Raw genomic sequence first — 23,995 nt, forward strand, 5'->3', positions numbered from 1 at the left:
GTGGTGGAATGTCAGGAATGTCATGAAAGACCTGCAACACTTCATTTTACTCAGGTGATTAATGGAAATAAGACAGAGGTGCATGTGTGTGAAGTATGTGCTAAGGAAAAAGGTTATATGTCCTATCCAGAGGAAGGTTATTCCTTGCACAATCTTCTCTCAGGGTTATTTAACTTTGATTCTTTGAAACAAGAGTCCAATAATGAAGGTGTGTTTAAGCAAGTAAAAGAATTACAATGCCCAAAATGTGAAATGAGTTATTCGCAATTTAAACGTGTAGGTAAATTTGGTTGTGCGGTTTGTTATGAAACATTTGCTGATCGATTGGATCCAATTTTTAAACGTGTTCATGCAGGTAATACACAACACCACGGAAAGATTCCTAAACGCCAGGGCGGAGACCTTCATAAGAAGAAACAAATTAGTAATTATAAAGCTCAGCTAAGGCACTTAATAGAAAGTGAAGCCTTTGAGGATGCAGCAAAAATAAGAGATAAAATTAAAGCACTTGAAAATGACACGGGTGACTCCTCGGAAGCAGGTGATAACTCATGACATTGCAGAATTTTATGAACGAAGCAATCAGTCCATGGATGCGAGAAGAAGGTCCCGATAATGATATTGTGCTAAGTAGTCGTATTCGTTTAGCGCGTAACTTTGCGAACACAACTTATCCGATTCTGGCTGACCCAAACCAGTTGGAAGAGATCCGGGATTTCTTTAAGGATAATTATGAAAATAAATCGTTCGAGGAATATAAAGATTTTTCATTCCTGCCAATTCAGAATTTATCAGCAGTAGAGCGCCAGGTTTTAGTTGAGAAACATTTAATAAGTCCTCATCTAGTCAAACATGCGGATACTGCAGCTGCTTTAATTTCAGAAAATGAGCAGGTATCTGTCATGATTAATGAAGAGGATCATATTCGAATTCAGTTTTACTTACCTGGCTTTCAGTTAAATAAAGCATTGGAAAAATCCTTTGAATTTGATGATTGGCTTGAAGAAAAAATTAACTATGCTTTTGATGAAACAAGAGGTTATTTGACCAGTTGCCCAACAAATGTTGGAACAGGAATGCGGGCTTCTGTAATGATGCATTTACCTGCTTTGACACTTACAAAGCAAATTAGCAGAATGATTCCAGCGATTAACCAATTGGGGCTTGTTGTAAGAGGTATCTATGGTGAGGGTAGTGAAGCTGTAGGGAATATTTATCAGATATCCAATCAAATCACACTTGGTAAATCAGAAGAAGATATTGTTGAAGACTTACAAAGTGTTGTCGAACAACTCATTGATCATGAACGAAAAGCACGAATGCAAATCATGGAACAATCGAGTAAAAGACTTGAAGATCGTATTTACCGCTCCTATGGTGTTTTAGAATATAGCCGAATAATGGAATCTAAGGAAGCAGCGAAATGCCTTTCCGATGTTCGATTAGGGATAGATTTGGGTATTATTACTAATGTGTCTAAAAACATTTTAAATGAGCTAATGATATTAACACAGCCTGGATTTTTGCAACAATATGCTAGTAAGACATTAAACCCTGACGAGCGTGACATCTTAAGAGCCTCACTTATACGGGAACGATTACAGTTAGAAAAATAGATAGGAGGAATAATTATATGATGTTTGGACGTTTTACTGAACGAGCTCAAAAAGTATTAGCTTTATCTCAGGAAGAAGCAGTCAGGCTCCATCACAATAATATAGGAACAGAGCATATCCTTTTAGGGCTTGTAAGAGAAGGGGATGGCATCGCTGCAAAGGCGCTTCAATCTTTGGGGCTGGAAGTGTCACAGATTCAAGAAGAAGTAGAAAAGTTAATCGGTGTTGGCAAACAACCTATGCAATCCATTCACTATACTCCCAGAGCAAAAAAGGTAGTGGAACTGTCACAGGATGAAGCTAGAAAACTGGGGCATTCTTATGTTGGAACAGAGCATATTCTCTTAGGATTAATCCGTGAGGGAGAAGGTGTCGCTGCCAGAGTACTAAACAACTTGGGTGTAAGCTTGAATAAAGCGAGACAACAGGTGCTTCAGTTATTAGGGAGTAATGAATCTCAAGCAGGGAGACAAGGACGTGGCCAGCAGTCTAATGCCAGCACACCTACATTGGATTCTTTGGCAAGAGATCTAACGGAAAGTGCCAAGGAAGGCAAGATCGACCCTGTTATCGGACGTAGCAAAGAGATTGAGCGAGTCATCCAAGTGCTAAGCCGTCGTACGAAAAATAACCCTGTCCTTATTGGAGAACCTGGAGTGGGTAAAACTGCTGTTGCAGAAGGATTGGCACATCAGGTAATAAATAACGAAGTTCCAGAAACATTGAGAGATAAACGTGTAATGACACTGGATATGGGAACTGTAGTTGCAGGGACCAAATACCGGGGGGAATTTGAAGATCGTTTGAAAAAAGTAATGGAAGAAATTCGCCAGGCTGGCAATGTCATTCTATTCATTGATGAGCTTCATACATTAATCGGAGCAGGTGGTGCAGAAGGAGCCATTGACGCCTCAAATATATTAAAGCCTTCCCTTGCCCGTGGTGAGTTGCAATGTATAGGTGCGACTACGATGGATGAATACCGGAAATATATTGAAAAGGATGCTGCATTGGAGCGCAGATTTCAGCCAATCCAAGTGGATGAACCAACATTGGAGGAAACCGTACAAATTCTTAATGGATTGCGTGACAGATATGAAGCACATCATCGAGTTACCATTACCGATGAAGCAATTGAAGCTGCTGCAAGTCTATCGGACCGTTATATAACAGATCGTTTTTTACCAGATAAAGCAATTGATCTTATTGATGAGGCTGGCTCAAAAGTACGTTTACGTTCTTATACCATTCCACCTAATTTAAAAGAACTTGAGAAAAAGCTAGAGGAAGTTCGCAAAGAAAAGGATGCAGCTGTACAAAGCCAGGAATTTGAAAAAGCTGCTTCTTTACGCGATTCCGAGCAACGACTTCGTGAAGAACTGGAAGATACTAAAAACAAATGGAAAGAAAAACAAGGCCAGACAGACACGGAAGTAACGATGGAGGATATCGCAAGTGTTGTATCCATCTGGACAGGTGTACCGGTTGCTAAACTTACAAAGGATGAAAGTAATCGTCTTCTAAATCTGGAAGAAACATTGCATAGCCGTGTTATTGGTCAGGAAGAGGCAGTTAATGCGGTGTCTAAGGCAATTCGAAGAGCCCGTGCAGGATTAAAAGATCCTAAGCGACCAATCGGTTCATTTATTTTCCTAGGACCTACTGGTGTTGGTAAAACAGAACTTGCGAGAGCATTGGCCGAAGCAATGTTTGCAGATGAGGACGCCATGATCCGCATCGATATGTCTGAGTACATGGAAAAACATTCTACCTCCAGACTAGTTGGGTCACCTCCGGGTTATGTTGGATATGAGGAAGGTGGACAGCTTACAGAAAAGGTGCGCAGAAAGCCTTATTCAGTAGTTCTTCTTGATGAAGTAGAGAAAGCACATCCTGAAGTGTTTAATATACTATTACAAGTATTGGAAGATGGGCGTCTGACAGATTCAAAGGGACGACTAGTGGATTTCCGTAATACGGTTCTTATCATGACCTCAAACGTCGGAGCAAGTGAGTTGAAGCGTAACAAATATGTTGGTTTTAACTTAGGAGAAGAAAATCAGGATTATAAAGATATGAAGGCAAAGGTTACGGAAGAAATGAAAAAGGCTTTTCGCCCTGAATTTCTAAACCGTATTGATGAAATGATTGTCTTCCATTCTCTTGAGAAAAAACATATGAAAGATATTGTAACGCTTATGGTTAAACAATTACAATATCGGTTAAAGGAACAGGATATCGAGCTTTCTTTAACAGATAAAACCATTGAGAAAATTGCCAATGAAGGATTTGATCCAGAGTATGGCGCACGTCCGTTACGCAGATCAATTCAGAAGAACATTGAAGATTTATTATCTGAAGAACTATTAAAAGAGAACATTGCTATAGGACAGAAAGTGAAGATAGGATTAAACAGCAAAGGTGAATATACTATACTATCCTAAACCCTAGGATATAGCTTATAGTTGTAAAAAGGCTAGAGGTATTATACTTCTAGCCTTTTTTACTCATTAATAGGTTCTTTTGAGGCTCTAAAATATATGTTAGGGTTATGCATTAATTCGTAATATGGATAAACTGCGAATTAACTGGAGGTATGTATTAACTTTGAAAAATCTTTGTTGCTGGAAAGATCACTAAAATATTGAATCTGGTTGCACCACCGCTACGGAAAATACTTCGCTTTTCGGGGGCGGCTGATGAGCCTCCTCATGCTACCGCATTCGGGGGTCTCACCTATGCCTCATCTCCCCCAGAAGTCTCCGTATTTTCCTCCGCTTAATTTTACTTTTCAGCAATATTGACTTTAGCATTAAATGGAAAAAGCTTGCTTAACATCTTCAAGTACAAGTGAAAAGCCTACTCGGCATTTAAAATTTTAAAGCAGATATAAATTGATTGGAGCGGAAGGGGGCAATCTAAGAACGCCACGTCCTGGGACTGCGCTAACTCGTCCCATCGAAAACATTTGTGGCAACGATTGCATGACCAACGTCCTGTTGGCCCGCGACTCCTACCGGAATAGCATGAGCTGAAGACCCTGGACGGAGCGAAGCGGAGGAAGCGGCTGAAGCCATGCCGGTGGCAAAGAAGACACTGTGAGGCCACGAACAGATGTCGCACTTGTACCCGGAGGTGTGAAAGCGTCCCCCTGCAGCGGAAATCAATGGGGCCATCCGCTTCCTTAAAATGAGATATATTTTAGTTCGTAGTTTCCTCCTACTATGAATGTACGAGGTAACATTTAAGCCCAAATGCAATTGAACCTATTTTTAAAGTAATTTCTAAAAATTAAAATGGAAAGTAATTCAAAATCTGAATGCATGAAGGTTGATATCTATTACCGTTTATTCTCATTGAAGATGTATGCTTTTCCATCTCCAGATAAATGGGAAACCTTATACCTAGAACTAAAAATAGTATAAAATGTGGCAACGATAAGGAAATTTTTTTATAAATTGATAGATAGCTGTAACTTTATGGTTATATTTTTCGTATACAATAGATAGTGAAGGAGTAGAGTCTATTGGCAAAAAGAAAAACAAAGTATGTATGTCAAGAATGTGGATATGAATCAGCTAAATGGATGGGGAAATGCCCCGGATGTAACAACTGGAATACGTTAGTAGAAGAAGTTGCAGCAACTGGTGGGCGAGGTAACCATACATTCAATGTTGGTGGGAAACCTGCAGGGAAGCCGGAAAGTATTACTTCCATTGAATCACAAAAGGAACCGAGAATTACTACAACGATGAAAGAATTTAACCGGGTTCTTGGGGGCGGAATTGTTCTAGGCTCTCTTGTATTAATTGGCGGGGATCCGGGGATTGGGAAATCTACCTTGTTACTTCAGATTTCTTCCCAATTGGCAGAGAAGCAATTACCAGTTCTTTATATATCGGGTGAAGAATCTACAAGGCAAACAAAGTTACGCGCCGATCGGTTAGGCATTAAGGCTGATCAGCTCTATGTCCTTGCTGAAACAAATTTATTCGATATTGCCAAGCAGATTGAAGAAGTAAAGCCTTCTCTGGTTGTTGTCGATTCGATACAAACAGTTTATCGAGAAGAGGTAACAAGCGCACCGGGAAGTGTTTCACAAGTTCGAGAATCTACAAGTGAATTGATGAAAATAGCAAAAACAAATGGAATACCAATTTTTATTGTTGGCCATGTTACAAAGGAGGGCGCTATTGCCGGCCCACGCTTATTGGAACATATGGTTGACGCCGTTCTTTATTTTGAGGGGGAACGACACCATACGTATCGTATTCTGAGAGGTGTAAAAAATCGTTTCGGAAGTACGAATGAAATGGGAATCTTTGAAATGAAAGAAGAAGGGCTTCGTGAGGTAATGAATCCTTCTGAAATCTTTCTTGAAGAAAGATCTCAAGGAGCTGCTGGATCTACCGTTGTAGCCTCCATGGAGGGAACGAGACCTGTACTGGTAGAGATTCAGGCTTTAATATCTCCATCCGCCTTTGGTAACCCAAGGAGGATGGCTACTGGCATTGATAATAACCGCGTACCTTTATTAATGGCTGTACTGGAAAAAAGAGTAGGGCTGATGTTACAAAATCAGGATGCATATATAAAAGTAGCTGGAGGGGTTAAATTAGATGAACCGGCTATTGACTTGGCAGTTGCAGTGAGTATTGCTTCAAGCTTTAGGGATCAACCCACAAATCCTGAAGATATATTTGTTGGTGAAGTAGGCTTAACTGGTGAAATAAGAAGAGTTTCCCGTATTGAACAACGAGTCCAAGAAGCTGCAAAACTAGGATTTAAACGTGTAATATGCCCGAAAAATAATCTTGAGGGCTGGACAATACCAAAGAATATTGAAGTAATAGGTGTTAGTACGGTTCAGGAAGCATTGGATATAGGGGTTAGCAGATAGCATTTCTATTGATATGAATATTAAGTTATGGTAGAATATAAGATTTTATTTATTGAGCATGTTACTCATGTATGCTATGATAAAACAAATTATAAATAAGACATTTGTTGATAGACAAGACTCTTCCATGAGATGAGAATTATTATTTTTTACGGGAAAATGCAATAGGTTTCATAATTGTTTCTTTCGTAGGATTATTTTTTACTGAAAAAGGTAATAATATAAGCTAGGAGGTGACAGTGGTGCTAAGAAAGATTGTTCATTTATTCTTTATTATTTTGGGCGGTACCATTGGGTATTTATATATACCAGATATTATTAATTTATTAGATTTTACAGATGCACGATGGGCCACATCCCCATATTTGGGAACAGCTGTTGGTGCAATTATATTTTTTATCGTATCCTATTGGCTAGCAGGGTATATTGTTGGTTTCTTGAAGTGGGTTGAGGATGCATTAATCAAGTTACCCGCTGGAGATTTATTTTTTGGTAGTATTGGATTAATTGTAGGCCTTGTTATTGCATATTTTATTAATCGTCCACTGCAGGATATTAATATTGAGGTCATTTCACAGGTTATACCGCTATTTATCATGATATTATTAGGTTATTTAGGATTCCAGGTAGGCTTTAGACGTAGAGAAGAGTTTATTAATCTGATGAATATAAGTAAGAAAGATCGTGATAAAAGGAAGGTCCAGGAAGCGGACAGTGATGACATGTCTCTTCCAAAACCTAAAATTCTTGATACAAGTGTAATTATTGACGGACGAGTTGCAGACATATGTCAAACGAATTTCTTGGAAGGTACAATTGTAATCCCGCAATTTGTACTAGGCGAATTACAGCATATTGCTGACTCTTCGGATGTTTTAAAAAGGAACAGGGGTAGAAGAGGTCTGGATGTTCTGAATCGTATTCAAAAAGAATTACCTGTAAAGGTAGAAATCTATGAAGGCGATTTTGAGGAAATTCAGGAGGTAGACAGCAAACTGATAAAGCTCGCGAAAGTTATGAATGGTATTGTAGTTACAAATGATTTTAATTTAAACAAAGTCTGTGATCTGCAAGGTGTTGCTGTACTGAATATCAATGATCTTGCTAATGCTGTTAAGCCGGTAGTTCTTCCGGGAGAAGAGTTAGTTGTTCAGGTTATTAAAGACGGTAAAGAGCAGAACCAAGGCATCGCTTATTTAGATGATGGAACGATGATTGTAGTAGAAGAAGGCAGAGATTATATTGGAAAAACAATAGAAGTTTTAATCACAAGTGTGCTTCAGACTTCTGCAGGCAGAATGATCTTTGCGAAACCAAAATTACTTGAAAAAGCACAGTAAAAAGGGTATAACTAATAAAGTGATAACAGAAAATGTTATCACTTTTTGTTATACTTAATTAAGGATGAGAAAGGTTATACACTATCTGTTCTCGTACAGCCATGGTGAATAAAATTATGGAAACGTGAAGGAACTATTTACGATAGTTGAAGTAGAACCTAATTAAAGATAAAATTAAAGCAGATTATGGAAAGGGGTAACATCATGACAGAGGAAGTTCGTGTAAGGTATGCACCAAGCCCAACCGGTCATTTGCATATAGGGAATGCTCGTACTGCATTATTCAATTTCTTATATGCTAAGCATTTTGATGGTAAATTTATTATTCGAATTGAGGATACAGATGATAAGCGCAACGTTGCTGGCGGCGAAGAAAGCCAGCTCATGTTCTTGAAGTGGCTTGGTATTGAATGGGATGAAGGTGCAGATATCGGCGGAGATTATGGGCCATATCGCCAAATGGAAAGGCTCGATTTATATAACAAGTATGTGGATCAGCTTCTTGAAAGAGGTTTAGCATATAAATGTTATATGACAGAAGAAGAGTTGGAGGCAGAGCGTGAGGAGCAACGAGCAAAAGGACAAGTTCCTAAGTACTCCGGAGCACATGCTAATCTTACAACTGAAGAGATAGAGCAATTTGAAAAAGAAGGAAGAAAGCCGAGCATTCGTATGCGTGTGCCAGCAAACCAAACATATACCTTCCATGATTTGGTACGTGGTAATATCACATTTGAATCCAGCGACTTCGGTGATTGGGTTATTGTAAAGAAAAATGGTATTCCAACATATAACTTTGCTGTAGCAATTGATGATTACTTAATGAAGATCACGCATGTTTTACGTGGGGAAGAGCATATTTCCAATACACCGAAACAGATGATGGTCTATGATGCGTTTGGTTGGACTGCTCCTACGTTTGGACATATGACGTTAATTTTAAACGAAGAACGTAAAAAGTTAAGTAAACGTGACCAGCATATCTTGCAATTTATTGAGCAATACCGTAACTTAGGTTATTTGCCTCAAGCATTGTTCAATTTCATCACTTTGTTAGGATGGTCACCGGTAGGCGAAGAGGAAATTTTCGATAAAGAAACATTGATCAAGATTTTTGACCCTGAACGCTTGTCAACTTCTGCCGCAATCTTTGACCGTCACAAATTGAAGTGGATGAACAATGAATATATAAAAGCTGCTGATTTAAGTACGGTTATTGACCTGGCTATGCCTCATCTTATTGAAGCAGGCAAATTAGCTGAGAATATGAGTGATGAGGAAAGAGAATGGGCGGAGAAAGTCATTTCTCTATACCGTGAACAGCTACGTTATGGCGCGGAGATAGTTGAATTAACAGAGCTATTCTTCAACGAAGAAATAAATTACGATGAAGGCGCGATGGATGTACTTCAAGAGGAGCAGGTTCCGGAAGTCTTACAAGTATTTGCAGATAAGCTTATTCATTTGGACGATTTCACAGCTGCTTCCATTAAGGCACAGATCAAAGCAACACAGAAGGAAACAGGGCATCGCGGAAAGAAACTATTTATGCCGATCAGGGTAGCGACCACTGGACAAACGCATGGTCCGGAGCTACCGATGGCTATTGAGTTATTAGGCAGAAAAGTGATTTTGGCCCGTCTTGATAAAGTTTTAAAACAATTAGGAGCATAATCATTCACACCTAAACTAAAATAGTATATAGTATTAATAAAATACAGAACGATGATGAGGGAAAGTAAATTTCGAATAGCTTATTCAGAGAGAATCACCTAGGCTGAGAGTGATTTTAAGCGTCGATGTTGAAGTGCTCCTCTGAGTCCGTTATGGAATAAGAAAGTACATAACGGCGGCAGGCTCTCCCGTTATGAGAGTAAGAGTTGGGAGAGTTCTCCAAACAGAGTGGGACCGCGCAAAAAGCGTCTCTGTGTATATGCACAGAGACGCTTTTTTAGGTTCTTGGAAAACGATAAAAATCACAGAATATATACTGTGAAGTAACTTGGTAGTACTGTAAATGAATGTTTGGCAAGAATTCTACGCCTTCCGCAAGAACTTGCAATTTTTGTGGGAGGGATTCTCTTAAGCTTTTTCAAAATAGGTACAAATAGGTACGGGGAGGTTGATGAGATGGGGTTCATTAAGCGAATGAGGGAAGACATGGATGTAGTATTTGAACAGGATCCAGCTGCACGAACCTATATAGAAGTTGCTCTAACCTACTCAGGGCTGCATGCGGTTTGGTCACACCGACTTGCTCATGCTTTTTATAAAAGAAAGTTATTCTTTATTGCTCGAGTTATTTCACAGATAAGCCGTTTTTTTACAGGGATTGAAATCCACCCAGGCGCTAAAATAGGGCGAAGGCTGTTCATTGATCATGGAATGGGCGTTGTCATCGGGGAGACGTGTGAGATTGGTGATAATGTTACTATTTTCCAGGGGGTGACCTTGGGGGGAACTGGTAAGGAAAAAGGGAAGAGGCACCCTACAGTGAAGGATAATGCATTAATTGCTACAGGAGCTAAAGTTCTTGGGTCAATTACTATTGGGGAAAACTCCAAGGTTGGTGGAGGCTCTGTTGTGTTGAAGGATGTGCCTGATCATTCAACTGTAGTTGGTATCCCAGGAAGGGTAGTAATACAAAATGGGGAAAAAATAAGAAGAGATTTGGACCATCATAAAATGCCTGATCCGGTAGAGGAACGATGTAATAACCTGCAAAATGAAATTGATTTATTGAAGAAGGAAATAAGCAAACTGAAGGAGGGCAACCGTCATGCCGATACAAATTTATAATACATTGAAAAGGCAGAAGGAAGAGTTCAAACCATTAAAAGAAGGGCATGTCAGCATGTATGTGTGCGGGCCAACGGTATACAACTATATCCATATCGGAAATGCGAGACCTGCTATCGTGTTTGATACGGTTCGAAGATATTTTGAATATAAAGGTTTCCATGTTGATTATGTGCTAAATTTTACGGATGTAGATGATAAAATTATTAAAGCAGCAAAAGAATTAGGGGAAGAAGTCCCTGCAGTTGCGGAAAAATTTATTAATGCTTACCTTGAAGATGTAGGCGCATTAGGGGTAAAGCAAGCAACACATAATCCGCGAGTAATGGAGACAATGGATGATATTATTCAATTCATTGATGCATTGGTTCAGAAAGGCTATGCCTACTCAGTAGAAGGCGATGTATACTTTAAGCCCCGTGCCTTTGAAGGGTATGGTAAATTGTCTCATCAATCTGTGGATGAATTACGGTCTGGAGCGAGGATTCAGGTAGGAGAAAAAAAGGAAGACCCGCTCGATTTTGCTTTGTGGAAAAAGGCAAAAGATGGAGAAATTGCGTGGGATTCGCCGTGGGGTGAAGGGCGTCCTGGTTGGCATATTGAATGCTCTGCAATGGTTAAGAAGTATCTTGGTGACACAATTGATATACATGCAGGTGGTCAAGATCTTACTTTTCCGCATCACGAGAACGAAATTGCTCAATCGGAGGCAATGACAGGAAAATCCTTTGCGAGATATTGGATGCATAATGGGTATATTAATATTGAAAATGAGAAGATGTCTAAGTCACTCGGGAATTTTGTGTTGACGAGAGATCTAATTAATCAGCATAATCCACAGGTGTTGCGTTTCTTTATGCTAAGTGTGCATTATCGCCATCCGATAAACTTTTCAGCGGAGTTACTTGAAAGTGCGGAGAATAGCCTTGAACGAATTAAGACGGCATATTCCAATTTGGAGCATAGGAAAAATTCGAGTATGGACTTAGTAAGTAATCAGGGACAGGAAGATTGGTTGAAGAGAATTGAGGATCTGAAGAAGCAATTTGAAGAAGAAATGGATGATGACTTTAACACTGCTAATGCGATTTCTGTAATCTTTGACATCACAAAAGAAGCCAATGTCTATCTACAGGAAAGTCAAACATCTACTAAGATTATCGATGCTTTTCAGGAATCCATACGTGATTTGATGAATGTCTTAGGAGTAACGGTTGAAGAAGAAGCGGATTTACTTGATGAAGAGATTGAAACACTAATAGCAGAAAGAAATGAGGCGAGAACAACTCGTAATTTTGCTAGAGCAGATGAAATAAGAGATATATTGAAGGAAAAAGGAATTATGTTGGAAGATACTGCCCAAGGGGTACGCTGGAGAAGGGGCTAATCATGAAACAGGATGTTAAACAAATGAAAAGCCTGGCACTTGCCTATATGGGAGATGCTGTTTATGAAGTATATATAAGAGAACATCTTCTTAAGGAGGGCCAGGTGAAGCCTCAGCAGCTCCACAAACAGGCAATAAAATTTGTGTCGGGAAAGGCACAGGCTCAAGTGGTATTATACTGGTTGGAAAGTGGAATGCTCTCTGAAGAAGAAGAGCGGGTAGTTGCCAGAGGGAGAAATGCCAAATCCGGCTCCATACCTAAGAATATAAGTGTACAGGCATATCGTTACAGTACCGCATTTGAAGCTCTACTTGGGTATCATTATCTCTTAAATCATCAAGACAGATTAAATGAATTGATGGAAAAAGCGGTACATTTTTTAGAAGGGAGGAACGATTAAAATGGAACAAGAAATAATTGTTGGTAAAAATCCGGTAATTGAAGCTTTGAAGTCCGGACGATCGGTAAATAAGGTTCTTCTTTCTGAGCAATTAAATTCTGGCGCCCAGGGAAAGTTAATTAGTTTAAGCAAATCAGCTGGGACGGTGGTGCAGAAAGTTCCACGGAATAGACTAGATCAGCTTACAAAGGAAAATCATCAGGGAGTTATTGCATATGTTGCTTCATACCAATATGCTTCTTTGGAAGATTTATTTCAAAACGCAGCTGAAAGAGAAGAAGAGCCGTTCTTTGTCATTTTGGATGAATTGGAAGACCCACATAATCTAGGCTCCATCTTACGTACAGCGGATGCCACAGGGGCCCATGGAGTGATTATTCCAAAACACCGTTCGGTTGGTCTGACAGCTACTGTGGCAAAGACATCTGCTGGAGCAATAGAACATATTCCTGTTGCCCGTGTAACTAACATTGCAAATACGATAGATGAATTGAAGGAAAGAAATGTTTGGATTGTTGGAACAGAAGCGGACGCAACAGAGGACTACCGCAAACTTGATGGTGCATTACCAATTGGTTTGGTAATAGGAAATGAAGGAAAAGGGATGAGTAGACTTGTTCACAAAAAATGTGACTGGACAGTTAGCCTGCCTATGCGAGGAAAGGTTTCTTCCTTAAATGCTTCTGTTGCATGCAGTCTATTACTTTATGAAGTATATCGAAAAAGGTTCGCAATTGGTGATAAGTAATGTTTATTTTAGTGGTGGATGGCTATAACATTATCGGAGCATGGGAAGAGTTGCAACGATTAAAAGAAGTAGATATTGGACAAGCCAGAGACAGACTGATAGAACGAATGGCAGAATATCAAGCATATTCAGGTTATCGGGTAATTGTGGTCTTCGATGCTTACTATGTTAAGGGAATAGCAAGTAAGCAGGAGGCTTATAAAGTAGAGATTATCTACACTAAAGAGAAAGAGACCGCAGATGAATGTATTGAAAAGCTTGTTAAAAAGTTAAAAAATGTCCAAACACAGGTATATGTTGCCACTTCCGATTTTGCAGAGCAACGTACCATTTTTGGGCGTGGTGCATTAAGGAAGTCTGCAAGAGAACTGTACATTGAGTTAAAAAATATCGAAAAAGAAATCGAAGAAAGTATTGACTCACATAAAAATATTAAAGCAAAAGCAAAGATTCCTTTAGATGATAGTATACTGGAAAAGTTTGAAAAATGGCGCAGAGGGGATTTATAATGCTACCCAAAAGTAAGGTAAACCCCTCTGTAAATGGGGAAAAGCTTTTATCCAGTTATTGACTATAATGAAGCGCTTACTGTATAATGACTTTTATAATGACTGCACGTTAGTCAGGAGGTCATTCTGAGTGAATGTCGATCAGCTGGACATAGACGATAGCAAATTAGGTGTACTGGATGATAATGAGGTAATCGCTTTAGTGCAACAGGGTAACAGTCGTGCCCTGGATTTTCTTATAAATAAATATAAAAACTTCGTTCGTGCAAAAGCGCGAACGTACTTTCTCATTGGTGCAGATAGAGAGGATATTATTCAAGAGGGAATGATCGGTCTTTATAAAGCGATACGTGATTATGATGGAGAGAAATTATCGTCCTTTAAAGGTTTTGCAGAGCTTTGTGTCACCAGACAGATTATAACAGCAATAAAAACAGCGACTCGTCAAAAACATCTCCCGCTTAATTCCTATGTATCTTTGGACAAGCCAATATATGACGAAGAATCTGATCGAACGCTTCTGGATGTAATAGCGGGATCAAAAGCAATTGACCCACAGGAATTACTAGTGAACAGAGAGAAGTTTGGAGATTTAGAAACGAAATTATCTGAATTATTAAGCGAGTTGGAAAAACAGGTGCTGCATTTATATTTGGATGGCCGAACCTATCAGGAAATATCAGTAGAATTGAAGCGGCATGTAAAATCAATAGATAATGCACTTCAACGTGTCAAGCGTAAGTTGGAACAATTGATGGAAGCTAGTAAAAACTCTTAATGGCAAGCGTTGACACTTTTTTCTAACCATGCTACATTTATACTAGCAGACGGAAGATGTCACGTTTTTAGATAAATTATAGATTCCCAGGCTTTGGGGTGAGAAAGATGAGTAAAAAAGTAACATTAGCATGTTCACTATGTTCAAATAGAAACTATACGACAACGAAGAATGTATCCACGCAACCTACAAGACTGGAAGTACAGAAATATTGTAAAAGTTGTGGTAAGCATACGCTGCATCGTGAGACAAAATAGAGACTGGATTTTAGGTAGAGTTTGGGGGTACAAGCATGTTTAAATTTCTTAAAAATGTATCAAGAGAAATGAAAAAGGTAAGCTGGCCCAAGGGTAAGGAACTAACAAGCTATACAATAACTGTTATTACTACAGTAGCCTTTGTAGCAGTATTTTTCTTTTTAATTGATTTAGGAATCTCGCAATTATTAAACTTACTTTAATAATATTAGTTGAATAATAATATTATGTTTATGCTATAATGGATAATAATATTTCAATTTGAAAACCCGGTAAACGGGTTTTTTAAATTGCAACAAAAACATTGGTAAGCATTGCTAATAAATTGCTGGAAAGCATTATTCCATACAAAGGGAGGGAAGGGCAAACAAATTGTCCTGGACAAATGGAGAAAAATTGGTATGTTGTTCATACGTATTCTGGATATGAAAACAAGGTAAAAATGAACCTGGAAAAGCGGGTAGAGACAATGGGCATGGAGGATAAAATTTTTCGTGTGATTGTGCCCGAAGATGAAGAGACAGAGATAAAGAACGGTAAAAAGAAGGTCTCTAAAAAGAAGTTTTTCCCAGGCTATGTATTAACTGAAATGATTATGACTGATGACTCTTGGTATGTTGTGCGGAACACGCCTGGGGTAACAGGCTTTATCGGTTCAAGTGGTGGCGGGACAAAGCCGACACCGTTGTGGCCGGAAGAGGCAGAGGCTGTACTTAAACGTATGGGTGTTACGGAAACCGCTGTACAGGTGGACTTTGAAGTGAAAGAAAGCGTTAAGGTAACAGATGGACCATTTACTGACTTTACAGGCACGATTGAACACATTGATATTGATAAACAAAAAGTAAAAGTTCATGTAAATATGTTCGGCAGAGAGACTCCAGTAGAACTGGACTTCTCTCAAATAGAAAAACTATCGTAATTCTTTGATAAGCCCCTCGCAACTTGAGAGGGGCTTATATTTTTAGATTGATAATTATTTGGCTCGATTGCAAATGTTGGGGTACATATCTCACCTCGTATAATTTTACTATTTCATAGTAGGAGGAAACTGCGACGTAACTTGTGGTGGACGGAGTAATTCATTTTACAGAAGAAGCACCCATTGATTTGCGTTTCAGGCGGCGCTTTCACACCTCCGGGTACAAGCGCGACATCTGTTCGTTACCTCACAGTGTCTTCTTTGCCGCCCGGCATGGCCTCAGCCGCTTCCTCCGCTACGCTCCGTCCAGGGTCTTCGCCTCATGCTATTCCGGCAGGAGTCGCGGGCGAACAGGACGTTGGTCATGCAATCGTTGCCACAAATGTTTTCGATGGGACGAGTTAGCGCAGTCCCAGGACGTGGCGTTCTTAGATTGCCGCATTCCGCTCCAATCAATTGGTATACGCTTTAAACTTTAGGACACGGAGCAGCATCATCTAATTTTTTAAGTGGGTCGTGCAGAAAACGATAGGATAAGGTCCTACAAACTTGTACTCGAGATATAAAAATACGTTCATTTCAGTTTTTAAAAAGAATTTAATATTTTTTAGAATTTACTCTGAGCGGAGGAAAATACGGAGACTTCTGGGGGAAATGAGGCATAGGTGAGACCCCGGAATGCGTTAGCATGAGGAGGCTCATCAGCCGCCCCCGAAAAGCGCAGTGTTTTCCGTAGCGGTGGTGTATTCAGATTCAATATTTCAGTGAACTTTCCAGCAACAAAGTTATTTTTATACGCTAAAGACGAAAAGTTACGTCGCAGTTTATCCATTTTGCGAATCAATGGATGTCCCAATAAATAGCTTTAAATTATTTATTCAAAAAGCAATTTTTGGTCAATACTTAATTTTTATTAGCTCTTATAAATAGTAATCTTTGACAAAGCCTTGCAATATTTTCTTATTCATGCTAAAATTTTTTTGTTATTCATGTTCTCAACTTTATGAGAAAGAATGGAAATAGGAGTGGGAGGGGACATCCCCTATTACCACATCACGGACTTTAAGGAGGTGTGTCTCGTGGCTAAAAAAGTAATTAAATTAGTAAAGCTGCAAATCCCAGCTGGAAAAGCTAATCCGGCACCACCAGTTGGACCGGCACTAGGTCAAGCGGGTGTTAACATCATGGGATTCTGTAAGGAATTCAACGCACGTACCCAAGATCAAGCGGGTATGATTATCCCTGTTGAAATTACGGTATTTGAAGACCGTTCATTTACATTTATTACAAAAACTCCACCTGCAGCTGTTCTATTGAAAAAAGCAGCTGGTATTGAAACTGCATCAGGTGAGCCAAACCGTAATAAAGTCGCAACTGTTAAACGCGACAAAGTAAAAGAAATCGCAGAAACTAAAATGCCTGATTTGAATGCAGCAGACGTAGAAGCAGCCATGCGTATGGTTGAAGGTACTGCTCGCAGCATGGGTATTACGATTGAAGACTAATTTTTAATGGAGATCCAATCTTAGCTTACCTTAATAAGTGAGTTTAGAGATGGGTTACCCAAATTTATACGGTATAGGTTGCGATTGATTGCCATTACTCGCAACCTTTTTCGTGAATGTGATGTACTATTTATGTCACATGCTTTATAAAAGCTGTTGCTTTTATAAGTGGGAGGTATTACCGTTATAACCACAAAAGAGGAGGAAATAAAATGGCTAAAAAAGGTAAAAAACATCAAGAAGCACTTAAGCTTGTTGATCGTTCTAAATCATATGATGTAGCAGAAGCTGTTGCTTTAGTTAAAGAAGCAGCTAAGGCAAACTTTGATGAAACTGTTGAAGCTGCTTTTCGTTTAGGCGTAGACCCTAAAAAAGCAGATCAGCAAATCCGTGGCGCAATGGTATTGCCACACGGTACTGGTAAAACACAACGTGTACTAGTATTTGCAAAAGGTGAAAAAGCTAAAGAAGCTGAAGCAGCAGGAGCTGACTTCGTAGGCGAATCTGATTATATTAACAAAATTAACCAAGGTTGGTTTGATTTTGATGTAATCGTAGCTACACCTGACATGATGGCTGAAGTTGGTAAACTTGGACGCGTGTTAGGACCAAAAGGCCTTATGCCTAACCCTAAAACTGGAACAGTTACTTTCGAAGTAGAAAAAGCTGTTAAAGATATTAAAGCTGGTAAAGTAGAATATCGTGTAGATAAATCTGCTAACATCCATGTTCCAATTGGTAAGCTTTCATTTGATAATGAGAAACTAATTGAGAACTTTGAAGCGATCACTGAAACTTTAGTTAAAGTTAAACCACAGGCTGCTAAAGGAACTTACATGAAAAATGTTTCATTAACTTCCACAATGGGCCCTGGTGTAAGAGTAGACGTTTCATCATATCGTTAATAACATGTTGACTTTTGGTTAAACATTAGTTATACTGATATGCGTTATATAAATGAATATGTTGTACCGTAGACAGTAGGGGCGATCATTCGCTTAATATCCTGCCGAGGTGTTTAAAAGCAGATTAGCCCGTGATAGGTTAATTGTTATATTAAGCTCCCATGTCTGCATGGGAGCTTTTCTTCTGTTAATAAACAGGCGCTTGCGCTATTTCTATACGGTATGATAAACAATGACAATAGGAGGTGGAACAATGTCCAGCATTATCGAGAAGAAAAAGCAAATCGTTGAAGAGATTGCTGATAAATTCCGTGCGAGTCAAACTGCTGTAGTTGTAGACTATCGTGGTCTTGATGTAGCTGAAGTTACTGAATTACGTAAACAACTTCGCGAAGCAGGAATTGACTTCAAGGTATACAAGAATACAATGACTAGACGTGCTGTAGAAGCTGCAGAGCTAAATGACCTTTCTGATGTATTGGTAGGACCTAACGCGGTTGCTTTCAGTACAGAAGATGTCGTAGCACCAGCAAGAATTTTAAATGACTTCGCTAAAAAGCATGAGGCATTGGAAATCAAAGGTGGCGTAATTGAAGGGAAAGTTGCAACACTTGAACAAATCAAGGAACTTGCAGATCTGCCAAATTACGAAGGTATGGTTTCTATGTTGCTTAGCGTACTTCAGGCACCTGTCCGCAACTTTGCATATGCTACGAAAGCTATCGCAGAGCAAAAAGAGGAACAAGGCGCATAATTGGGTTATAAACAGATCAATCTGTTTCGTTTTATAAAAAATTAATAATAATTAGGAGGAAATAATATCATGACTAAAGAACAAATCATTGATGCGATTAAAGAAATGTCTGTACTAGACTTAAACGATTTAGTAAAAGCAATTGAAGAAGAATTTGGTGTAACAGCTGCAGCACCAGTAGCAGTAGCAGGTGGAGCTGGCGCTGGAGAAGCTGCTGAAGAACAAACTGAATTTGATGTAGTACTTGAAAGTGCTGGAGCTTCAAAAATTAAAGTTGTTAAAGCAGTTCGTGAAATCACTGGTCTTGGTCTTAAAGATGCAAAAGACTTGGTTGACAACGCACCAAAAGCAATCAAAGAAGCTGTATCTAAAGAAGAAGCTGAAGAAGTTAAAGGCAAGCTAGAAGAAGCTGGCGCAACTGTAGAAGTTAAGTAATTTCAATAATGGGGCTCGTCGTACAAGCTAACGACGGGCTCTCTATATATAAAATATGATGAGGAGGCACAAAGTATGAACAACCAAAGGAAGAACTGATGGTGTTTATTATTTGTGCCTCTCCTATCTTCTCAATCTATTTTATAAAAAGTAGGTGCCAAATGTCAGAGCATTACTTTTCAAAAAAACCTCAATCTAAAAGTTCACCAAAGACATGGAGCTATCGGTTGAAAGGAAGACAGTATACATTTACCAGTGATGTAGGTGTGTTTTCGAAGAATGAAGTCGATTTCGGATCTAAACTATTAATAGAACAATTTCGTCCACCTGAATTACCAGGGGATATCTTGGATTTAGGATGTGGATATGGTCCGATCGGTATTGCGATTTCTGGTTCTTACACAGATCGCCATGTAGTTATGGCAGATGTAAATGAAAGAGCTGTACTTTTGGCCGAAAAAAATGCTGCTAAAAATCAAATTAATAATGCGGAGTTTATCCAAAGCGACCAGTTCTCTCAACTGGATGGTCGGACATTTGCTGCGATATTGACGAACCCGCCAATCAGAGCAGGGAAGCAGACGGTTCATCAAATGTTCGAAAAGTCAAAGACGACACTAGTCGAGAGGGGAGAATTATGGGTTGTTATACAAAAAAAGCAGGGAGCTCCTTCCGCGAAGAATAAATTAGAAGATCTATTTGGAAATGCAGAAGTCGTAGCAAAGGATAAAGGTTACTTTATTCTGCGTGCTATAAATGTTTGACCAAGATATACGTGTATGTTATGCTTAATAAATGCTAACATGGCGATTCTTATGTCAAGAGGTTATTTTATAAAAATGACGTATATTTATCCGTGCTAGGGAAATAATGGTAAGATTGAAAGGGATATTTTCCCTTATTTTCTATTTATATTGTTATTTTCGGCTTGGTATAAAATAGATCCATAACTTGTATATATTCGGTTGCAAGTTTGTTAGCGTGTTTAAAATAAGGATTCAAAAACAAACTGAGAAATCAGGGAGTTTTTAAAATATATTAATCATTTAAAGTAGAAAACTTCTACTGGAAAATGCATGATTTAAGGGGTGAAGCAGTTGACAGGTCAACTAGTTCAGTATGGACGGCACCGCCAACGCAGAAGCTATGCGCGTATTAGTGAAGTATTAGAATTGCCGAATCTTATCGAAATTCAAACAGCTTCTTATGAGTGGTTCCTGGAAGAAGGCATTAGAGAAATGTTTAAGGATATTTCTCCTATTGAAGATTTTACAGGTAACCTTTCACTTGAATTTGTCGATTACAGCTTGGGTGAACCAAAATATCCTGTGGATGAATCTAAGGAAAGAGATGTCACTTATAATGCTCCACTTCGAGTAAAGGTTCGCTTGATTAACAATGAAACAGGCGAAGTAAAAGAACAAGAAGTATTCATGGGTGATTTCCCGCTTATGACAGATACAGGTACGTTTGTCATTAATGGTGCAGAGCGTGTTATCGTTTCACAGCTTGTGCGCTCACCTAGTGTTTACTACAATGAGAAAATTGATAAAAACGGAAAGAGGGGCGTTGCAGCAACAGTTATTCCAAACCGTGGTGCATGGTTGGAGTTCGAAACTGATGCAAAAGACGTGGCCTATGTTCGTATCGATCGCACACGTAAATTGCCAATTACGGTATTATTACGTGCTCTTGGCTTTGGCTCAGATCAAGAAATTATCGATTTGCTAGGTGATAATGAATACCTTAAAAATACATTAGAAAAAGATAACACAGAAACAACCGAAAAAGCTTTATTAGAGATTTATGAGCGTTTACGTCCTGGCGAGCCGCCAACAGTAGAAAATGCAAAGAGCTTACTTGTTTCTAGATTTTTCGATCCAAAGCGTTATGATCTAGCGCATGTTGGTCGCTATAAAATGAATAAAAAATTACACATAAAGAATCGACTTTTCAACCAAGTTGTTGCTGAACCTATTGTGGATCCTGAAACAGGAGAGGTACTGGCACAAAAGGGTGATAAACTCGAACGTAAGTTACTAAATAAAATTATCCCATACTTGGAAAAAGAAGAAGACAAGCTTGGTGAGAGAATTGCTGAACCTCACGAAGGTGTTCTAGATGAGCAAATTACGCTTCAATCAATTAAAATCGTCGACCCTACAGATCCTAGCGGAGAAAAAGAGCTAACTGTAATCGGAAATGCTGATGTAGATACCAGTGTAAAAAATATTACACCTGCAGATATTTTGTCAGCTATCAGTTATTTCTTTAATCTACTACATCGTGTAGGAAATACAGACGATATTGATCATTTGGGGAATCGTCGTTTGCGTTCTGTTGGAGAGCTTTTACAGAATCAATTCAGAATTGGGTTGTCCCGAATGGAACGTGTTGTGCGTGAACGGATGTCTATTCAGGATACATCAAGCATCACACCACAACAGTTAATCAATATTCGACCTGTAATCGCATCGATTAAAGAGTTCTTTGGTAGCTCTCAGCTGTCACAATTTATGGACCAGACCAATCCATTGGCTGAATTAACCCATAAACGCCGTTTGTCAGCATTAGGACCAGGTGGACTGACGCGTGAACGTGCCGGCTTCGAAGTGCGTGACGTACACTATTCCCACTATGGCCGCATGTGTCCGATCGAGACACCGGAAGGACCGAATATCGGACTTATTAACTCATTGTCAAGTTATGCAAAAGTTAATAAATTTGGCTTCATTGAAACACCTTACCGCCGGGTTGATCCTGAAACAGGTAAGGTAACTGCTCAAATTGATTACTTAACTGCCGATGAGGAAGACAACTATGTTGTTGCTCAGGCAAATGCTAAATTAGATGATGACGGCACTTTCACGGATGAAGAAGTAATCGCTCGTTTCCGTGGGGAGAATACAGCAGTACCACGTGAACAAATTGATTATATGGATGTATCACCAAAGCAAGTTGTTTCCGCTGCGACAGCATGTATTCCTTTCTTGGAAAACGATGACTCCAACCGTGCGCTAATGGGGGCAAACATGCAACGTCAGGCAGTACCACTTATGAACCCGGAAGCTCCTATTGTTGGTACAGGAATGGAGTATGTAGACGGGAAGGATTCTGGTGCAGCTATTATTTGCCGTCACGAAGGTATTGTAGAAAAAGTAGAAGCGAAAGAGGTTCTTGTCCGCCGCATATCCGAAGTGGATGGAAAAGAAGTAAAAGGCGATTTGGATCGTTATAAATTACAAAAATATATTCGTTCCAACCAGGGAACATGCTACAACCAGCGACCTATTGTAAGCGAAGGGAACCGTGTTACTAAAGGGGAAATCCTTGCAGATGGACCTTCCATGGAAGATGGGGAGCTAGCCCTTGGAAGAAACGTCCTTGTTGGCTTTATGACTTGGGAAGGTTATAACTACGAGGATGCTATCATCATGAGTGAGCGACTTGTGAAGGATGATGTGTATACGTCCATCCATATTGAAGAATACGAATCTGAAGCTCGCGATACAAAACTCGGGCCGGAGGAAATCACAAGAGATATTCCTAACGTTGGGGAAGAAGCACTTAAAAACCTGAATGAACATGGGATTATCCGAGTAGGCGCTGAAGTAACAGATGGAGACATCCTTGTTGGTAAGGTTACTCCTAAAGGTGTTACAGAGCTATCTGCTGAAGAACGACTTCTTCACGCAATCTTTGGCGAGAAAGCAAGGGAAGTTCGAGACACCTCCCTACGTGTACCTCACGGAGCGGGCGGAATTGTTCTTGATGTGAAAATCTTTAATCGTGAAGATGGCGACGAGCTTCCTCCTGGTGTTAATCAACTTGTTCGTGCATATATCGTGCAAAAGCGTAAGATACATGAAGGAGATAAAATGGCAGGTCGCCACGGTAACAAGGGTGTAATCTCCAAAATCTTACCGGAAGAGGATATGCCATTCTTACCTGATGGAACTCCAATTGATATTATGCTTAATCCGTTGGGTGTACCATCCCGTATGAATATCGGACAGGTGTTTGAGTTACACCTTGGTATGGCTGCGAGACAGCTTGGAATCCATGTCGCATCACCTGTTTTTGATGGAGCTACGGAAGAGGATGTTTGGGAAACGCTGGAAGAGGCTGGTATGCCAAGGGATGCAAAAACAATCCTGTATGATGGAAGATCAGGTGAACCTTTTGATAACCGTGTTTCCGTTGGTGTAATGTATATGATCAAACTTGCGCATATGGTTGATGATAAGTTACACGCTCGTTCGACAGGCCCTTATTCACTTGTTACACAACAACCGCTTGGTGGTAAAGCTCAATTCGGTGGTCAGCGTTTCGGTGAGATGGAAGTGTGGGCACTTGAAGCGTATGGTGCAGCATATACGTTGCAGGAAATCCTTACTGTGAAATCTGATGATATTGTCGGCAGGGTGAAAACATATGAATCCATTGTAAAAGGGGATAATGTACCTGAGCCGGGAGTTCCGGAATCGTTCAAGGTATTAATTAAAGAACTGCAAAGTCTGGGAATGGACGTTAAAATGCTCTCCAGTAACGAAGAAGAAATTGATATGCGTGAACTGGAAGAAGAAGATACGCAACAGGCTAGTAAATTAAATCTTGAAGTAGAAGAAAGTTAAGTTTTATTTCAATAGGGTACATGTTAAAAAGACGCATAATATCCAAATATCCAAAGTGAAAGGTTGGTTCAACTGTTGGATCAACCTCCAGCTTTATCTTATATA

21 protein-coding genes and 2 other annotated features are annotated in these 23,995 nt (G+C 39.5%); all 21 genes read left to right on the forward strand.

Going from position 1 to position 23,995, the window contains the following annotated elements:
- The first annotated feature begins 3 nt into the window (after positions 1 to 3).
- The 21 genes from X953_RS00525 to rpoB all read left to right on the forward strand — a co-directional run bounded on the left by X953_RS00525 (position 4) and on the right by rpoB (position 23,890).
- Complete coding sequence (locus X953_RS00525; protein WP_040953926.1) at positions 4 to 555, forward strand: UvrB/UvrC motif-containing protein; 552 nt, start codon at positions 4 to 6, stop codon at positions 553 to 555.
- Positions 552 to 1,616 (forward strand): protein arginine kinase, encoded by a 1,065-nt coding sequence (locus X953_RS00530; RefSeq protein ID WP_040953927.1) that lies wholly within the window; start codon positions 552 to 554, stop codon positions 1,614 to 1,616. Before X953_RS00525 ends, X953_RS00530 begins: the two co-directional genes overlap by 4 nt.
- Positions 1,617 to 1,633: 17 nt before the next feature.
- Entirely contained in the window at positions 1,634 to 4,060 is a 2,427-nt protein-coding gene (clpC, locus tag X953_RS00535) for an ATP-dependent protease ATP-binding subunit ClpC (protein ID WP_040953928.1), read from the forward strand.
- Between the two features lie 1,082 nt (positions 4,061 to 5,142).
- Positions 5,143 to 6,516, forward strand: coding sequence for a DNA repair protein RadA (gene radA / locus X953_RS00545; RefSeq protein WP_040953930.1), 1,374 nt, complete (start codon positions 5,143 to 5,145; stop codon positions 6,514 to 6,516).
- A gap of 242 nt (positions 6,517 to 6,758) precedes the next feature.
- The gene (locus X953_RS00550) at positions 6,759 to 7,856 is read left to right on the forward strand and encodes a PIN/TRAM domain-containing protein (RefSeq protein ID WP_040953931.1); all 1,098 of its coding nucleotides are present in this window, start codon (positions 6,759 to 6,761) and stop codon (positions 7,854 to 7,856) included.
- 204 nt (positions 7,857 to 8,060) lie between these two features.
- On the forward strand, positions 8,061 to 9,530 hold the full coding sequence (gene gltX / locus X953_RS00555; RefSeq protein ID WP_040953932.1) for a glutamate--tRNA ligase: 1,470 nt from the start codon (positions 8,061 to 8,063) through the stop codon (positions 9,528 to 9,530).
- Between the two features lie 42 nt (positions 9,531 to 9,572).
- Positions 9,573 to 9,786, forward strand: a binding site (T-box leader).
- Between the two features lie 200 nt (positions 9,787 to 9,986).
- A complete protein-coding gene (gene cysE / locus X953_RS00560; RefSeq protein ID WP_040953933.1) occupies positions 9,987 to 10,655 on the forward strand; it encodes a serine O-acetyltransferase in 669 nt (222 codons plus the stop codon).
- Positions 10,636 to 12,042, forward strand: coding sequence for a cysteine--tRNA ligase (gene cysS, locus X953_RS00565; protein ID WP_040953934.1), 1,407 nt, complete (start codon positions 10,636 to 10,638; stop codon positions 12,040 to 12,042). The genes cysE and cysS overlap by 20 nt, the downstream gene beginning before the upstream one ends.
- Before the next feature lie 2 nt (positions 12,043 to 12,044).
- Positions 12,045 to 12,443: a Mini-ribonuclease 3 gene (locus X953_RS00570; RefSeq protein ID WP_040953935.1), complete on the forward strand. Its 399-nt coding sequence runs from the start codon at positions 12,045 to 12,047 to the stop codon at positions 12,441 to 12,443.
- 1 nt (position 12,444) lies between these two features.
- A complete protein-coding gene (gene rlmB, locus X953_RS00575; RefSeq protein WP_040953936.1) occupies positions 12,445 to 13,191 on the forward strand; it encodes a 23S rRNA (guanosine(2251)-2'-O)-methyltransferase RlmB in 747 nt (248 codons plus the stop codon).
- Entirely contained in the window at positions 13,191 to 13,700 is a 510-nt protein-coding gene (locus X953_RS00580; protein ID WP_019375552.1) for an NYN domain-containing protein, read from the forward strand. The genes rlmB and X953_RS00580 overlap by 1 nt, the downstream gene beginning before the upstream one ends.
- Before the next feature lie 130 nt (positions 13,701 to 13,830).
- Entirely contained in the window at positions 13,831 to 14,478 is a 648-nt protein-coding gene (gene sigH / locus X953_RS00585) for an RNA polymerase sporulation sigma factor SigH (protein WP_040953937.1), read from the forward strand.
- A gap of 107 nt (positions 14,479 to 14,585) precedes the next feature.
- Entirely contained in the window at positions 14,586 to 14,735 is a 150-nt protein-coding gene (gene rpmG / locus X953_RS19290; RefSeq protein WP_084715576.1) for a 50S ribosomal protein L33, read from the forward strand.
- A 35-nt stretch (positions 14,736 to 14,770) separates the two neighbouring features.
- Entirely contained in the window at positions 14,771 to 14,938 is a 168-nt protein-coding gene (secE, locus tag X953_RS00590) for a preprotein translocase subunit SecE (protein WP_040953938.1), read from the forward strand.
- 182 nt (positions 14,939 to 15,120) lie between these two features.
- Complete coding sequence (nusG, locus tag X953_RS00595; protein WP_040953939.1) at positions 15,121 to 15,657, forward strand: transcription termination/antitermination protein NusG; 537 nt, start codon at positions 15,121 to 15,123, stop codon at positions 15,655 to 15,657.
- A gap of 1,079 nt (positions 15,658 to 16,736) precedes the next feature.
- Positions 16,737 to 17,162 (forward strand): 50S ribosomal protein L11, encoded by a 426-nt coding sequence (rplK, locus tag X953_RS00600; RefSeq protein WP_019375547.1) that lies wholly within the window; start codon positions 16,737 to 16,739, stop codon positions 17,160 to 17,162.
- A gap of 212 nt (positions 17,163 to 17,374) precedes the next feature.
- Complete coding sequence (rplA, locus tag X953_RS00605; protein ID WP_019375546.1) at positions 17,375 to 18,067, forward strand: 50S ribosomal protein L1; 693 nt, start codon at positions 17,375 to 17,377, stop codon at positions 18,065 to 18,067.
- A 48-nt stretch (positions 18,068 to 18,115) separates the two neighbouring features.
- Positions 18,116 to 18,259: a sequence feature (ribosomal protein L10 leader region), on the forward strand.
- A 61-nt stretch (positions 18,260 to 18,320) separates the two neighbouring features.
- A complete protein-coding gene (rplJ, locus tag X953_RS00610) occupies positions 18,321 to 18,821 on the forward strand; it encodes a 50S ribosomal protein L10 (protein ID WP_040953940.1) in 501 nt (166 codons plus the stop codon).
- A gap of 69 nt (positions 18,822 to 18,890) precedes the next feature.
- A complete protein-coding gene (gene rplL, locus X953_RS00615; protein WP_019375544.1) occupies positions 18,891 to 19,256 on the forward strand; it encodes a 50S ribosomal protein L7/L12 in 366 nt (121 codons plus the stop codon).
- A gap of 161 nt (positions 19,257 to 19,417) precedes the next feature.
- Entirely contained in the window at positions 19,418 to 20,020 is a 603-nt protein-coding gene (locus X953_RS00620) for a class I SAM-dependent methyltransferase (RefSeq protein WP_040953941.1), read from the forward strand.
- 333 nt (positions 20,021 to 20,353) lie between these two features.
- Complete coding sequence (gene rpoB / locus X953_RS00625; RefSeq protein WP_040953942.1) at positions 20,354 to 23,890, forward strand: DNA-directed RNA polymerase subunit beta; 3,537 nt, start codon at positions 20,354 to 20,356, stop codon at positions 23,888 to 23,890.
- The last annotated feature ends 105 nt before the right edge of the window (positions 23,891 to 23,995 follow it).

The organism is Virgibacillus sp. SK37, from assembly GCF_000725285.1.
Taxonomy (GTDB): domain Bacteria; phylum Bacillota; class Bacilli; order Bacillales; family Amphibacillaceae; genus Virgibacillus_Q.

Bases quoted from the DNA above. Each gene is read 5' to 3' on its own strand.
- X953_RS00530 (WP_040953927.1), top strand. From the start codon at position 552: ATGACATTGCAGAATTTTATGAACGAAGCAATCAGTCCATGGATGCGA.
- clpC (WP_040953928.1), top strand. From the start codon at position 1,634: ATGATGTTTGGACGTTTTACTGAACGAGCTCAAAAAGTATTAGCTTTA.
- gltX (WP_040953932.1), top strand. From the start codon at position 8,061: ATGACAGAGGAAGTTCGTGTAAGGTATGCACCAAGCCCAACCGGTCAT.
- cysE (WP_040953933.1), top strand. From the start codon at position 9,987: ATGGGGTTCATTAAGCGAATGAGGGAAGACATGGATGTAGTATTTGAA.
- cysS (WP_040953934.1), top strand. From the start codon at position 10,636: ATGCCGATACAAATTTATAATACATTGAAAAGGCAGAAGGAAGAGTTC.
- X953_RS00570 (WP_040953935.1), top strand. From the start codon at position 12,045: ATGAAACAGGATGTTAAACAAATGAAAAGCCTGGCACTTGCCTATATG.
- rlmB (WP_040953936.1), top strand. From the start codon at position 12,445: ATGGAACAAGAAATAATTGTTGGTAAAAATCCGGTAATTGAAGCTTTG.
- X953_RS00580 (WP_019375552.1), top strand. From the start codon at position 13,191: ATGTTTATTTTAGTGGTGGATGGCTATAACATTATCGGAGCATGGGAA.
- rpmG (WP_084715576.1), top strand. From the start codon at position 14,586: ATGAGTAAAAAAGTAACATTAGCATGTTCACTATGTTCAAATAGAAAC.
- secE (WP_040953938.1), top strand. From the start codon at position 14,771: ATGTTTAAATTTCTTAAAAATGTATCAAGAGAAATGAAAAAGGTAAGC.
- nusG (WP_040953939.1), top strand. From the start codon at position 15,121: ATGGAGAAAAATTGGTATGTTGTTCATACGTATTCTGGATATGAAAAC.
- rplA (WP_019375546.1), top strand. From the start codon at position 17,375: ATGGCTAAAAAAGGTAAAAAACATCAAGAAGCACTTAAGCTTGTTGAT.
- rplJ (WP_040953940.1), top strand. From the start codon at position 18,321: ATGTCCAGCATTATCGAGAAGAAAAAGCAAATCGTTGAAGAGATTGCT.
- rplL (WP_019375544.1), top strand. From the start codon at position 18,891: ATGACTAAAGAACAAATCATTGATGCGATTAAAGAAATGTCTGTACTA.
- X953_RS00620 (WP_040953941.1), top strand. From the start codon at position 19,418: ATGTCAGAGCATTACTTTTCAAAAAAACCTCAATCTAAAAGTTCACCA.